This window comes from Psychrobacillus sp. FSL H8-0510 (genome assembly GCF_038008345.1).
GTDB classification, from domain to species: domain Bacteria; phylum Bacillota; class Bacilli; order Bacillales_A; family Planococcaceae; genus Psychrobacillus; species Psychrobacillus psychrotolerans.
The window spans coordinates 1-14,438 of the sequence record NZ_JBBOYZ010000003.1 but is presented as its reverse complement, the minus strand read 5'-3'; the positions used below and the strand labels follow the sequence as shown (position 1 = coordinate 14,438).

Annotated in this window: 16 protein-coding genes and 1 pseudogene; 1 reads left to right on the top strand and 16 read right to left on the bottom strand. The window is 36.6% G+C overall.

The features are described from left to right. Window positions 1-271: 271 nt before the first annotated feature. The 12 genes from MHI40_RS22190 to MHI40_RS22135 all read right to left on the bottom strand — a co-directional run bounded on the left by MHI40_RS22190 (window position 272) and on the right by MHI40_RS22135 (window position 9,837). Window positions 272-589 carry a hypothetical protein gene (locus MHI40_RS22190; RefSeq protein ID WP_340765656.1) on the bottom strand — a complete coding sequence of 106 codons (318 nt, stop codon included), beginning with the start codon at window positions 587-589 and terminating at the stop codon, window positions 272-274. A gap of 71 nt (window positions 590-660) precedes the next feature. Beyond that, window positions 661-969, bottom strand: a complete 309-nt coding sequence (locus tag MHI40_RS22185; RefSeq protein WP_340765653.1) for a hypothetical protein — start codon at window positions 967-969, stop codon at window positions 661-663. A 72-nt stretch (window positions 970-1,041) separates the two neighbouring features. After that, window positions 1,042-1,470 (bottom strand): hypothetical protein, encoded by a 429-nt coding sequence (locus MHI40_RS22180; RefSeq protein ID WP_340765652.1) that lies wholly within the window; start codon window positions 1,468-1,470, stop codon window positions 1,042-1,044. Between the two features lie 18 nt (window positions 1,471-1,488). Then, the gene (locus tag MHI40_RS22175) at window positions 1,489-1,662 is read right to left on the bottom strand and encodes a hypothetical protein (RefSeq protein ID WP_340765651.1); all 174 of its coding nucleotides are present in this window, start codon (window positions 1,660-1,662) and stop codon (window positions 1,489-1,491) included. A 17-nt stretch (window positions 1,663-1,679) separates the two neighbouring features. Further along, on the bottom strand, window positions 1,680-1,871 hold the full coding sequence (locus MHI40_RS22170) for a hypothetical protein (protein WP_340765649.1): 192 nt from the start codon (window positions 1,869-1,871) through the stop codon (window positions 1,680-1,682). A 74-nt stretch (window positions 1,872-1,945) separates the two neighbouring features. Continuing rightward, window positions 1,946-2,353 (bottom strand): hypothetical protein, encoded by a 408-nt coding sequence (locus tag MHI40_RS22165; protein WP_340765646.1) that lies wholly within the window; start codon window positions 2,351-2,353, stop codon window positions 1,946-1,948. 80 nt (window positions 2,354-2,433) lie between these two features. After that, complete coding sequence (locus MHI40_RS22160; protein ID WP_340765645.1) at window positions 2,434-3,252, bottom strand: hypothetical protein; 819 nt, start codon at window positions 3,250-3,252, stop codon at window positions 2,434-2,436. Beyond that, a complete protein-coding gene (locus MHI40_RS22155; protein ID WP_340765643.1) occupies window positions 3,249-3,797 on the bottom strand; it encodes a hypothetical protein in 549 nt (182 codons plus the stop codon). The genes MHI40_RS22160 and MHI40_RS22155 overlap by 4 nt, the downstream gene beginning before the upstream one ends. Before the next feature lie 273 nt (window positions 3,798-4,070). Continuing rightward, window positions 4,071-4,391 carry a hypothetical protein gene (locus tag MHI40_RS22150; protein WP_340765641.1) on the bottom strand — a complete coding sequence of 107 codons (321 nt, stop codon included), beginning with the start codon at window positions 4,389-4,391 and terminating at the stop codon, window positions 4,071-4,073. 156 nt (window positions 4,392-4,547) lie between these two features. Beyond that, window positions 4,548-5,597 (bottom strand): GGDEF domain-containing protein, encoded by a 1,050-nt coding sequence (locus tag MHI40_RS22145; RefSeq protein ID WP_340765639.1) that lies wholly within the window; start codon window positions 5,595-5,597, stop codon window positions 4,548-4,550. Window positions 5,598-5,683: 86 nt separating this feature from the next. Next, on the bottom strand, window positions 5,684-8,917 hold the full coding sequence (locus MHI40_RS22140; protein ID WP_340765637.1) for a DUF5704 domain-containing protein: 3,234 nt from the start codon (window positions 8,915-8,917) through the stop codon (window positions 5,684-5,686). A gap of 11 nt (window positions 8,918-8,928) precedes the next feature. Beyond that, window positions 8,929-9,837 carry a hypothetical protein gene (locus tag MHI40_RS22135; protein WP_340765635.1) on the bottom strand — a complete coding sequence of 303 codons (909 nt, stop codon included), beginning with the start codon at window positions 9,835-9,837 and terminating at the stop codon, window positions 8,929-8,931. A 154-nt stretch (window positions 9,838-9,991) separates the two neighbouring features. On the opposite strand from MHI40_RS22135, the gene MHI40_RS22130 reads away from it, so the two are divergent. Next, complete coding sequence (locus MHI40_RS22130) at window positions 9,992-10,168, top strand: ribbon-helix-helix domain-containing protein (RefSeq protein ID WP_340765633.1); 177 nt, start codon at window positions 9,992-9,994, stop codon at window positions 10,166-10,168. A 273-nt stretch (window positions 10,169-10,441) separates the two neighbouring features. Here MHI40_RS22130 and MHI40_RS22125 read toward each other — a convergent pair whose 3' ends face one another. The 4 genes and pseudogenes from MHI40_RS22125 to MHI40_RS22110 all read right to left on the bottom strand — a co-directional run. Further along, window positions 10,442-10,720: a DNA-entry nuclease gene (locus MHI40_RS22125; protein ID WP_340765631.1), complete on the bottom strand. Its 279-nt coding sequence runs from the start codon at window positions 10,718-10,720 to the stop codon at window positions 10,442-10,444. Between the two features lie 201 nt (window positions 10,721-10,921). Continuing rightward, window positions 10,922-11,644, bottom strand: a complete 723-nt coding sequence (locus MHI40_RS22120) for a hypothetical protein (protein WP_340765628.1) — start codon at window positions 11,642-11,644, stop codon at window positions 10,922-10,924. Between the two features lie 62 nt (window positions 11,645-11,706). Next, window positions 11,707-11,955: a hypothetical protein gene (locus MHI40_RS22115; RefSeq protein ID WP_340765627.1), complete on the bottom strand. Its 249-nt coding sequence runs from the start codon at window positions 11,953-11,955 to the stop codon at window positions 11,707-11,709. Window positions 11,956-12,082: 127 nt separating this feature from the next. Beyond that, a pseudogene (locus tag MHI40_RS22110) lies at window positions 12,083-14,438 on the bottom strand (hypothetical protein); the annotation flags it as partial.

Sequence of the window (14,438 nt, the reverse complement as noted above, 5' to 3'; positions counted from 1 at the left end):
CCTATTTCTGAATTTAATTAAACAGGATTTTTAATCAAACTTTATTACAAATTATCAATCATTATCTTAAATAATCGAACTCTTTTTATTTGGTTCAATCTTTTTTATAAACTACAGTAACTAAGGTTAGTTACTTTATACCCTTTACAGTAACTAACCTTAGATACTATAGAGTAAAAAAACTTTAATACACTTCTATTGGATCATGAAAACCCTTGATGTAAAAGGAAAAAACGTAGTAACTACAAGTAGTTACTACGTCGTTTTGTATTTAATCAAATATACTTAATTGTACTGGCTCAAGTTGGGGTTTTCGAATTAAGTGGTGACTGATATGAATGGTTCGGAAAGTAAATCTATCATTTTCAATAGCTAATATTCTATCCGTTTCCCAACCACGACCAGTCCTTCTTTCTACAACCTCTCCAACTTTATAGCCCCAATCAATAATGGTAGCTAAATATCTAAGTGGTTCCACTAATTTGTTTCGTTCATCAAATTTATGTTCTTTAAATAATTTGGAACTTAGAGCAGATAGCTCGTTAAATTCACTGATCAGTTCTTCGTTTGTTTTTATTATAGTGGTCATTACTTTTCTCTCACCTTCTATTAGCTAGCAATCACTAATTTTATTCCTTCAATGCTATTTAGCATTAATTTCTATACCTCTTTAGTTGGTACGAGTACAGGGCAAATTGGAATTTCCACAAAACCGGAGCGATAGTAGTTAATTGGCTTATCTACTATTTTTGCATCAAGCAATAATTGCAGCATTCCTGAGTTCTCCGAATAATCTTTAATGGCTACATGGCCTGGTGGTAACATTCCTACTGACACACTTGCTCGAGCTTGAAACTTTTTACCTCTCACCGAGTACAATTCAATAAAAATGTCCCCTTCACTCTCCATAACTTCTACGAAACATTTTTTATTGCTATATGTTAAGGTAATCATCTCATTGTTTTTCATAATATATTTCCTCCGCTTTCTGTTCGTATGCTTCTTATGAGACAATTTAAATTACCTCATATGAAGTTGTTTTCACATTGTTTGCACATATTCATTCAATCCTTCTTGAAAATGCAAACACCATATTTGAGTAGGTATCTCTACTTCAAATGGTTCCTGTTCGGCATATCCCACGATGCATTCATCCGTCACTCCAATAGATTGAACATCACTTTCAACATTTACTTTGTATAAGTCAACCATGCAGTTTTCACCGGTGCTCATCGCTATCTTTTGTGAGAGTTGATTAACCATGGTTTGTAACTGTTGTTCACTGTATTCAACTGTTGGATTAACTTGTAAGCGAAGTGTGGAATCATAAAAGGGATGCCAGATAGCAAAACCTTGATCTACAAATGTAATTAAGCCTTTAGCTGCTCCTTGGTCACCATCAAACTTCTCTAATATTTGTTGGTTATAGATAACAATAATTTTTAACGTTTCTATTAATTGCTCATTCATTAAAATTCCTCCAAAGTGTTATTCCGCAATGATTTCAAGTTCATGAGTTTCCATGTACTCTTCAAAAGCTTCAATAAACTCGTTTTGTTGTTCATTGATTTCTTCCTCACTCAATCCCTGGTCCACTAAGTCCATATGAACTCCTTGCCAGTTTTGTCCGTGTTCTTGTAACATCCACTGATTAAACGTCATCTTTAGTTTCCTCCTAATTAAATAAAACCGTGTTCCTCATATTGAACATGTGCCATTATTTCATCTGCTTCTGATTGTTTGCTATCTTCTATATGGCGATTAATAAAGATGCGAGCATCTTGTTTCGTTTCACCGTCGAATTCTATCTGCAAATTTTCATAGATTAGTATTATGGCTAACCATTGATTTTCAGTAATAGTTGTAGTCATAACTATTCCTCCGTTCTAAAACACAAACTGCTCCATCTATTGCTATATCTTGTTGTAATGCCCCGTATAAACGGTCAATACATTTGCACAACTTTGTTGCCAAAGAACAATACAAGACCGTCTATCGCAATAGAATGAAGTTCATCTTTGAGATACATAGATGTGGCATCCTCTATCGAAAGGTAACTCTTCTGTTTATTTGTGTTACGCAAAATAAGCAGACAGTTCCCATCTATATCCCAAACCGTATCTCCAAATTCAAACTCACCAAATTCTCTACCTATTTCATCCCAAAATTTAGATTCCTCTATATATTTATTAGTATCTAGTGTGTCCTCTAAATCGCAAAGACGACTATTTAAAGCGGAATCTAATATATCCTTTTGTTCAAAACTACATGCACGAACATACAAGTTTTGAAGTTCGTACGTGATTTTTTCGATTAATAGCGTAGGTAATTGTTGAATGAATGTTGTTTTCATATAAAGTTCCTCCCAATATGGACCACAAAGGAAGTGGTAACACTCCCCTTGAAGTCGCTAAAATTTGCCTCTAAACGTGTTTACGCATATCGACGTAAACTTAATTCACTTCGTTTGTTTCGATGGAAATTCAATACTCTCGACTCAGTATCTAATGACATCACGATAAAGTCCGTTTGCAAATCAACCACTTGTCGATTCTTCGTGACGATAGACTTCGGAATTGCTCCGGTAAGTACCCATTCATCGAGTAATTCCATATTTACCTTTCCATAGGTACAAACAAAATTCTCACCCAAAACATCCAGTAACGTTTCCATTTCCCACTTTGGTGCATGAGGTAAATAAGAAATACTACCAATGGATGTTTTTATCTTCTTATCTTTGATAAGCTGAGGTATTTGTTCTAATTGCTCCTTCAAACTTTCATATTCTCTTTGATTCGTCTCTAATTTTTTGTGCTCCCGCTGAATTTCCTGTAGCAGTTCTTCATAGGACTGCCCTCCAAATAAGGTATCCACCTTTTGCGTATAAGACTTCCCTTTTTTATTCAAGGTTGGTCGAACGTAATAAGTAGGTGGTAACAAAAAGGGAGCAGCTAATTCCGCTTTGTTCTCATTGTTCATTTTCTTAACATCCAGGCTAATCAGAGATATTGCCATATCAGGTTTTACATAATCGAATAGATCATTGATTATTGCTGAATGGTCAGTAATTCGTTTCTCTTTGGTCACGTATTTAACAACCATATTAATCTCGTCAAATACATACCGTTTCCCTGGAAGTTGGTCATATTCTTTACGCAAGAATAGTTTTGCTTCTTCCAAGAAGTGTTCTCGTTGTTTCATCTCTCGGTATTGACCTTCTTTGATATAAGTTTCAAACGCTTTAATCGTCATGAAACTTTCATTCCCTCTTCATGATAAGAAAATAAATCATGAGTTTTAGGTTGGAAGGTTGCCGATACATCCTCTATTTTTTGCATATAGGAAGCTATATTACGATTGGTGATACCATGATTACGGACTTGGCAATTCACCACTCCACTTTGCATTAGGACAATACCAACCTTTTCTTGCTCATATAAACCAAACATAGAACAACGGGTATATCCTTGTTTCTCCGCTAGTTTGACAAGTTCATTTTGAGAAAAATCTGTTTGATAAATCCACTCAATTCCACTAAAAGAAGGCTCAAATGCTCCTAAAAATTGGTCAATGATATATCGAAATGAATCTGGACTTCCCGAAAATAATAGTCGGTACCCTCTTGATTCTGTTCCTCTAGTAGAAAATGGAACAATTTGAAACGTAGTTTGTTCATGTCTCCATAAAAGTGATTGTTTTTCCGCATGTTTGAAATGCAATGGGAGCAGAAGTGGAAATAATTCACTCGGATCTTCCTTCATAAAACAAGTGACACTATAATAAGGTTTCCCAGTCATAATGCCATCCCCCACTGACTACAATTCATAAAATTCATTACTCAACACCCTTTCTCAAAGTTTTTTCTTTCTCTTTTAGAGAACGCAAAAAAGGCCTTTGAGCAGAATGGTTTACATAGCAAAAATGCTATGAATCTCAATCTGCCCAAAGGCCTATAAATTGTTCATCACCGCAGAACCAGTCAAAAAAAGAAAGGTTTGCCTAAAAAAAGAAATAAAATATTACCCTTTAATTATAACAAAATCGCGCACTCTCAGCAAGTGCACGATTAGTTATTTTAGTTTAGGTGAATAGGTGAAAAATGCAATTTCATCTTTTTCGGAAAGATATAATAAATTCTGAAACTCTTTTTCTAATAGATGAAAATTCGAATCACCGTCAGGAATCGTCAAATAAATTTCAGGTACTTCCGATGCTAAAGATTTAACCATTTTTGAAGCAACCGTGGTAATCTGCTCCCTACTATTTCTTCCGAGGGTCTGTGCTTTCTTTTTAGTCAATCCAGCATACATAAATAAGACTTTATTGCCATCAACATCTCGTGTACTTTTAGAACGTTTATAAGAGTATATTGATTCTTGGTAATACTGCATTTCAACAAAACCTTCTTTATATTATTTGCTCAACCCATTATTTGGTAAAAGGGATGAGAATTGGTTAATACGTTATATATAATATACTTAAAAATATTTTTGTTTACAACACTAAAATTTAATATATGCCTTTGGTTATAGATGGTTTTCATTTTCCTAATCAGAAAAGATTACTTTATTTTTACCTGTTGTTTTAGCTGAATACATCCTCACATCTGCTTTTTTAATTAATGCGTTTACCTCCTTCTCTTCCTCGTTTGAAGCAACCCCTACACTTACAGTAACAATGGTTAACTCTTCTACTTTGCTACGGAAGTTCTCTGCTAATTTCCTTTCATTACCTTGCGTAACGATTCCCACCATTTCTTCTCCACCAAAACGACAAACGTACCCCTTATTTCCAACCAATTCTTTTAATATTTTTCCTACTTGAATCAATACTTGATCTCCAACATCATGCCCTTGCGTATCATTCAATCGCTTAAAGTTATCAATGTCTGCAAAGATAACACTTACTTCTTCTTGATGAATTAATTGATTCAACTTGCTATACAAAAATCGCTTATTAAACAGACCTGTCAGACCGTCTGTAACGCTGTTTAAACCCGCTGCTTGCATCATCCCTAGCACACGTTCAAAAAAGCGTATAACCTCATGTGTCATTAAAATAAGAAGCATTACGCTGAATATAAAACGCCCCCCATTAAAAGGCAACCACTGTCCTATCACTATAAAAAGTGCTGTCGTCATAAGTAAAATCCCTTGGATATAACTGTTCTCTTGTTCTAATCGAGAAAGATACAGCAAATAACCTCCATATCCCATAAACACAACTATCACTACTGCACCTGCTAAGATTTCATGAAAGAAAAAGGATATTCCCAATAAGCTAAGAACAACTGCCAATGGCCACTGCTCCACCTTGTTTTTGGAAGTTAGTAAGAAACGTCTAGTTGCAATTGCTAAGAATACTAAGAATGCACCTAAATGAAAACCTGTACTCCAAAAATACAAGCGTTCCCCTGTAGCTGCCTGAAATAAAATAAGTGAACACAGAGCCAATAAAAGCATTATGGAGCTGTAAAGTACATCTGTGCGTCTTTTCGTTTTGCTATATAGGTAATAGGATAAAACGGATAAAAGGATAAAAAAAGTAGGCAGATACAATAATGGTAGTGCGATTATATCAATAGAAAATATCTTCATGTTTGTATGTCCTTTCTTATTTAGATAGAAGAAAACCTCTTGCAAAGTAATGACTATGCAAGAGGTTTTTGTTTCATATGTGACACTTAATGTGTTACCGAAGGAACAAAATCTTCCAGTGATGATTTGTCTCCGTGATAGAAGATTACGTCACCATCAATTAATGGGAAGTTGAAACCATATGGATCGGTGAATGAATATTTAAAACCTTCGCGTTTCCATTGGTTCGATAATTCTCCATTAATGTATTGCAAATGTGGTTTTGATAAATCTCCATTTTGAATGGATTCAATATCAAAGTTCACAATCAGATAACCGTCTCGGAGGAAAAGTGGGTGCGATTTGTTCAATCGATGTGTCTGACCATACCCAGCTATATTTTTCCCCTCTTCTACAATGTATATATCTGCAGGTAAACTATATTCCCCATACCATGTTTGTTCGGAAGATATAGCATCTGCTTGAGGTACCATCGCATTAACCGGAACATTGTTTGCTAAAGGTCCCATAAAGGTACGTAGTTTCCAATGAAGGATTTGGTCTCCATAAGGACCGGTAGCATTTGCTTGTTTCGAGTAATCTCGCTCAAAATTACGTATAAACGTATGGATAAACTGTGTATTCTTTTCTGTCGTATATCCATAGTTATTAGCATGGCGATAATAATAATCTGCTGTATTGTTTAACTGATCGGTTGGAACATTTCGTAATGGTTCATTTAACTTCACCATACGGTATTCTTTATCTTGTGCGGAGCCAATCTTCACGAAGTATTTTGCATCGTTATGATAATATACATCAACTTTTCTTCTGTTTTGTCCGTTCTTATCTACAAAATAGAAGGAAGGAGTAATGTGTACACCATCGTTTTGTTCACGCATATCGCCTTTGGTTTTCATATCAAACTTGAATTGATAACCAGTTTTTACTGCGACATTTTTATACCCGTCTGGATGGCTGCCGTGACGAATCGGTAATCGGAAAGGTTCTGTAAATGTTGTTCGTGGTTGCCCATCAATCATTTTATCCCCTACCCAATATTGATTCCCCGTTGGTTCGATAAGTCCTTTGGTTGTACGGAATACATTCTCCCAATTGAAATCTAATATATCGGTTACTCGGAAGTCATATAGCCTACCTACTACGTCCACTTCAATCGTGTCGTATGCTACATGGTTTGCCATGATTCCATTAGGAGTACGATAAGTTAAATTCAAGTTGGCATGATGTTCTTCTGGTAACTCTGCAGGAGCATTTATTGCTATACTACGGAATTTAACCGTATATTCACCCTCTGGTACCCAAACTGGCATAAAGAAGGTTACATCCGTTTGGTTTAAAGGTACTCTAATCCATGTTTCTTTTGGATAAAATCCGCTCTTGTCTGCTGTATATACATCAAATGGAAACTTCACTTGTTTACCATCTGTCTTTGTATATTTCGCATAATCACGATTACCATAACCAGGAGCCATACCTACGTCTAAATGTTGTCCACTTGTTGGTAATGTTACCGTAAATGGTCTATCTAAGATAAAGGCATGACGGTCTGTGTCTGAATTAGCGGGTGTTGAACGGTCAGGTGGATCTGTTCGTTGGTCATGTTCCTTATCGTCACTTGCTTTCGCATACATAACGACGGGTGTATGAACCGTTACTGTATTGATTTTCGTTGGTGATGTACCTGTAAACTCTCTGGATCCACCACCCGTATTAACCGTGTGTATCGTTTCATACCGCGCGGTAATCGAACTTGGTGTTTGCCATTTGTTTACCTTTGTCGGTTCTATTTGTAAAGAAGATTGTTCCACTTTTACTTGACCAGCAATTGGGATCGGTGATGGTGTTGGTCCGTTCAAAGATGCCATAGAATCCGACATAGATGTATTGCCATCTACCACTACTAAGTCATTCTTTACATCTGGAGGACGACTGCCTATAGCGGCTGCTCCCTGTAAATTGGCTGTTGGTGCAGATGGTTTCGATTCTCCACCATCGACTGTTTCTAATCCTAAGTAAACACTTTCACAATTTTTCGGGAAAACATGATTATTTACGTTTGAACTATGATTAGAATTAGCCGTTACCTGTTGGAAGTTTGGTACAATTGCTATTTCATTTGGCAACGCATAATTTCTAAAAGTTGCATCCATGAATGAATAAATAGCTAAATGTCCAATTTGCCAATAAGAGATGGAATATGCATCGCTTATGTCTCCCTCTTGCCTTACGTGTTCATACATATACGTGTTAGAAGCTTTATCTAACCAACGCAACATATAATCTTTTGTAACTTTCACTTGGTACGTAACGGAACCATTCATTCCTTGATAACGGTAATCTGATAAATATTTCTCTGAATACCCTTCTACCTTCAAATACTCGGACGAAGGAATACCATACGTCAATACTTTAAACTGACTACTTTCAGCTGATTCCGTTATCAATCCGTTAGGATCAGCGAGCATGTTACTTGGGTTACTACTCATTGAACCTCCCGCACCTACATTAATATCTCTTGGACAAGCTAATGTTGGCGGTGGTGTGACTGAAGGTGGTCCTGGATCTGTAGGTGGCGTACCAGGCGTCCCTCCCCCTGGTGTACAACCTGCTGCATTGGGATTCGCAATACAAGGGTCAACTGGAGTAGTACTTCCGATTGGTTTAATACGAAAATCATAAGCGTATAAACGTTGGGCTGCATCAAAAATATAAAATGGTCCTGTTTTACCCTCCCATGTTGCTTCTTCCCTATCATAATTCCATGAAGCTCTTAAAATATCGTTAATTGCCCAATGGTTATTGTCTAAATGTCCTTGATACGTTGTAGGATGACATTTCCCATCGCCAGGTGAAGTCCAAGGAGCTTTCCCTTGGCCCTTTCCTAGACCTTTGGTATATTCGGTACAATCTCGAATACTTACAGGATAATGACGAGGAGTATAGACAGGATATTTTAGTATACCCTGTATTTCCCATCCGGCTGGAGGTGAATACGCTGTCTCGCTCTCATACCCAACAACTACACTCCATGTTGGTTGCCCATTTTGAGTATGCCAGTTATGCCAATTTGTTCTCGCTGTTTTATACGAGTTTAATGTCCAACGGAGTCTACCTTGACTGTCAGTAGATAGTGAGCCATCATAAATTCCTAAACCTTGTTGTGTATCTACCCTTCGATGAACATTAGATATTCCAGTATTTGCCCCTCCTAATGAATCAACTGGAGCAGCTTCCGCTACTTGATAGTCAAGTAGCGGAAAAATAGGAGTCATTAATAGTACACAAAGAATTACTAATGACTTCTTAATCCATTTCATTTAATAAGTTCTTACTCCTCTCCGTACATAATTTGAATTAGGCGAAGGTTTCTTTTAGAAGGTGTTTCATACAAAATTTTTGAAGCTTCTCTTTGTACATACATTCCAGCCCCTACCCCATAATATCCGTTACCTTCATTTAGATAACGATACACACGGAATTCATCACCCTTTGACAATTCTCGTACTTTTGTATACTTTCCGTCACTTTCTCTTTTCCAAAGAGTTACAGGTGACTTAATGGATACTTTTCCTAATTGGCCTTTCCAAAGTTCCGTTTTTCCCCACATTACTTTGTTTAGCAAAGGAAATGTACCACCAGTTTTTACTCGTTGTATAGATTCTTCGACTACATCAATATTATGATAGAAGTAAGCCTTTACCTGGCCTTCTTCTCTTATCCCACTCATACTAAAATAATAAATACCGTCAGAATTATATTTTTGAGGTAGGTATACTGCTAGTCCTGCGTAATAGTTAGCATTTGTGAAATCACTAAATTTTAAAACACCATCTCTAACTGCTCCAGCTTCTTTCCCCCATCTATCAGGTTCACCTTTAGCTATATAATTATTAAGGAACATAATTGGTGCACGATTTAACTTAGAGTCCATATCATTCTTCAATCTTAATCCAGATTGAACATTTGTTGGCTTTTGAATAGACCAATTCACCCATTCAATATTCCATTCTGTCTTCGGTTGGTCTACACGTATTAGCAACGTTCCTTTGCGGTCTCCTACATGAATACCTTTTGTATCATAATCTACTTTTAATTGCTCAATCGTATGATTATCTGGAAGGTTGGTTTTTGCTTTTACAGATATTGGTGCTTGTCCTACCTCTCCAACTGTTGCACCACTTAATAAACTAACCGCTAATGCACTTGCTAATGTCCACTTACCTACTGTTTTCAACACATTTCATTTCCCCTTTCGATTATCCCTATCTCATTTGAATTGCATCTAACCTTAATACTATTGTACCATATTTAACCAATAGGTGCAAGCACTTGCAAGCACTTTATTAAAGTTGTATAGTGAGATATATAATCAAAGAAGAAGGTGTAATCGTATGGCTAAAGATAATAAATTGGTAACTCGCACTCGCTTTTCAAATTCACTTCGAAATGATTTGTTTGAAGCATTAGTTAAACTGTCAAATGATACTGACATACCTCAATCGAAGCTATTAGATCAAGCTACAGAATTACTTTTAAAGGAACATAACCGCTCCACTTCAAAAAATTAAGTTGCTCGTTGTCTTAGTCTTTTTGGCAAATTCTCCTTCCTCATAGCACAAAAAAACCCTCACACAAAATTACTGTACAAATTAGTACAGAACATTTCGCGTGAGGGTATTCCTCTTTGCTATTTTATAGTTATTGAATTTTAATATGGTTGCTTTTTATTTTAAGTGACAAGCTCTTCCTAGCCACATAATACATGAATATCATACTGAAAAATTGTTTTTCCGTCAAGCTCTTGTAACTTCAGAATCTGAATTAACTATTAATTATCTTAATTACTGAGTTACATGATAGAACATCATACCTAATCGCTTATAATACTCGAATTCACCACTTTCTTTAAGCATATTTACCTTCGTTAATACCGTTCCATGTGTTCGCCCTAGAACAAAAGCAATATCCTCTTTCTTCGTACATTCCCAGATAGAACACATATAAGATAGTTCTTCTTCCGTAAACCGGTTGCGATGATTTTCATGGACACCCGGATGATACTTCATTCTCCCATTTGATGCTGTGAATTCGATATTTTCTAATGTATTAATTGTATACATACTAACATCCCCCTTTGTTGTCCGTGTATATTGCTTATTTTAAGAAACACAAAAACCCCCACACAAAATGCCTGTACTAATGAGTACAGAACGCTTTGCGTGAGGGTACACCTCTTGGTCGCTTAAATTATAGTTGTTTAATGCTCTTATTATCATGGTGAGCTTTTCTACCCACTTACTTCACCCCCTAATCATACCTAATTACCTACTATTCGTCAATTCTTGATTTTTCTCAAGGGAAGGCAATCTGGTATCCAATTGAAATAGCAGATTCTTCTTTTTTAATACAATGCGATGATTCTCAAACATTTCTCTCTCCGCGGGCAGTACCCAATCCAATGTATTTGTCGTTGGTGTATATTTCTTCTTAGACTCTTCCATTCGTTGAAACCATTTTTCATCTCGGTTTTGTTCTGTTCGTAATAATTCTTCCATTTCATCTACCATTTCTTCGATTAATACTTTCAAGGAAGCCGTACTTTCCTTATCAAAAAAGGAGTAATCTGACCTTTCAAATGCTTTCATCAAATTTACATAAGATTGCTGTGTGAACTGGTGGTGCTGCAACCAATCTAAAAATACGATATGATTGTTCATTCGTTCAAATTCCATAAGTAAGGGAATATCTTGGGTATGACGTTCTATATATGATTTAAACTGAACGGGAGTCAACTTGTCTGTGCACAAGCAGACAAACGATGCTCCAAATAACTCTATCTCATATGTAGCTGGGACATCTCGATCAACCAAATGACCAATAGTTTCAATTACTCGTTCTACATCCACACGCGTATCTTTTGCGTAGAAAAATCTAATTTCTTCTTGTACAAGCGAATACCACGATTCATAGTTTTTGGCTAAATAGAATGTAGGAGTTCCCACCCTTTCGTTCCCATTAGGAAATATTTCAATTGAATACAACAAGTCTAACCCTCGTTTCTTTATGTATGCCTATCAATAAGAACATTCTAAAATATTCATATTATCTATCGTTTCTTTTGTTCGTTTACCTTGAGAAGCGCTCTTTGGAAATTGACAAGACCATTGCCTATAATTCCACCTACAATAGCACCGGTTCCCCCTGTCCCAATAGCAGATAGTATAAAAACAATGAGTGGTGGATTATTCCCTGTTGCCATTAATATATAAATAGAAAAAAAGATACCTAAAATGAAAAAGAGAATGATCCAAATATAATGATATATTGTTAAAGCCACCAATGATTCTTTATCCATAGTATATCCCTCCATTAAGTGAAAAGAAGAAGGACAGATTACTCTGCCCTTCTTTCCTCTACAACCACTCACTGCGACCTAATATCTGTGTAAGAGCAGCGATTAAATCTCTTCAGTAAACCATCTATTAGTTCTTCAAGAAAGTGAACTTCGTTAAATCACGTTTCACTTTGTAACCTCCACCTACATGAAGATAATCTGCGTCCGTGTGGTAAATTCTATATTTTTCACCAACGTTCAATGTTCTTTCTACAGTACCATCCGGTTTATATAACGTTATTGGTTGTGTCACAGTAAACCAACCAAATACATACGTCACACCATCTTGCACTTCTATAAATTCTCCTCCACCAATAGAGTAACGCTTATCGTTATAAGAATAGACTTTATATTGTTGTCCTTTCTTAATGGTACGAAGGAAACGACCATTTTTGTCATAAACATTTACACTATCCTTACGAACTTCTCCCTTTCCAATGTGGACTGACACATTTTGAGGTTCGATATAATTACCATCGGATAATTGATAATAACCCTTGTATGTGTCCTGCACTAAGTGTAGAGATCCTTTATCTAAATACTTGTTTGGAACGCGTACGATATTTCCGTGTGCGTCTTTAGTATAAACAGGTACGGCTTGCATAGCTTTAAGTGTTGCGACTGACAAACCATGAAGATTTGGCAAAACAGTATTTGGTATCAATAACTCTTTAAATACCGTAACGTCAACCGTATTTGTTTCTAAATTAGATCCATTTGCTACATAAATTCCTTTAATTTTATATTCTCCAAGTTCATTAAAGATTAAACTACGGTCTACCTCAATAACACCATATTTGTCCATCTTCCCTAAATCTATTTCAGTACGCTCGATTCCGAGAAGATTAGTCGTACTATTTGACTTAGTTTCTAAATACAATTTCGAACCATTAATAGGAGATTTAATATTTATTTTAATTTTTACTTTTAATGCTTCTGTAACTTCCACATCAATTTGTGGAATCTCTAATACTAAATCAACATCTCTATTTGTTGCTACCATAACCTTATCTGACTGTTTCGGTAAAACAATAGCAGGAGCAGGAGTAGGTTCAGTCGGTTTCGGTGCTACTACAGGCGGTACAATAACTGGTGGTGTTGGAACAACCACTGGTGGCACCACAACTGGTGGTATTGGTGTAACAACAGGCGGTATAACCTGAATTGCATCCAATCGAGCTGTCAAATCCGTTTTATCTTGACCATTTGGTAAAAGATTAACCAACGGGCGAGCATTATCTACATCTGCTTGTAATTGAGAACCTTCGGCTTTCACTACTGCATTTGTTGCATCTGCTAGTTTTTGTGCTTCAGACTTTACTCCATCAATTAATTGTTGAACTGCATCTAGTCGGTCGGTTAAATCGGTCTTATCTTGACCATTTGGTAAAAGATTAACCAACGGACGGGCTGAATCTACGTCTGCTTGTGTTTGAGAACCTTCTGCCTTCACTACTGCATTAGTTGCGTCAGTTAATTGTTGAGAATTGTTTTGAGCGTCGATTAACTGCTGAACTGCATCTAAACGGTCGGTTAAGTCCGTTTTAGCTGTTCCGTTTGGTAATAGATTAACCAATGGTCGAGCACTATCTACATCTGCTTGCGTTTGAGAACCTTCGGCTATTACTACTGCATTTGTAGCGTCTGTTAATTGTTGAGCATTGTTTTGAGCATCAATTAACTGTTGAACTGCATCTAAACGGTCCGTTAAGTCCGTTTTAGCAGTACCGTTTGGTAATAGATTAACCAATGGTCGAGCACTATCTACATCTGCTTGCGTTTGAGAACCTTCGGCTTTCACTACTGCATTAGTTGCGTCTGCTAGTTTTTGTGCTTCAGACTTCACTGCATCAATTAACTGTTGAACTGCATCTAGTCGATCCGTTAAATCAGTCTTGTCTTGACCATTTGGCAATAGATTAACTAACGGACGAGCGGAATCTACATCACCTTGCGTTTGAGAACCTTCGGCTTTTACTACTGCATTAGTTGCGTCAGTTAATTGTTGAGCATTGTTTTGAGCGTCGATTAACTGTTGAACTGCATCTAAACGGTCCGTTAAGTCCGTTTTAGCTGTTCCGTTTGGTAAAATATTAACCAACGGGCGAGCATTATCTACATCTGCTTGTAATTGAGAACCTTCGGCTTTCACTACTGCATTTGTTGCGTCTGCTAGTTTTTGTGCATCAGACTTCACCGCATCAATTAACTGCTGAACTGCATCTAGTCGATCTGTTAAATCAGTCTTGTCTTGACCATTTGGTAAAAGATTAACTAACGGACGAGCTGAATCTACATCACCTTGCGTTTGAGTACCCTCGGCTTTCACTACTGCATTAGTTGCGTCTGTTAATTGTTGAGCATTGTTTTGAGCATCGATTAACTGTTGAACTGCATCTAAACGGTCGGTTAAGTCTGTTTTGTCTTGACCTACAGGCAACTGA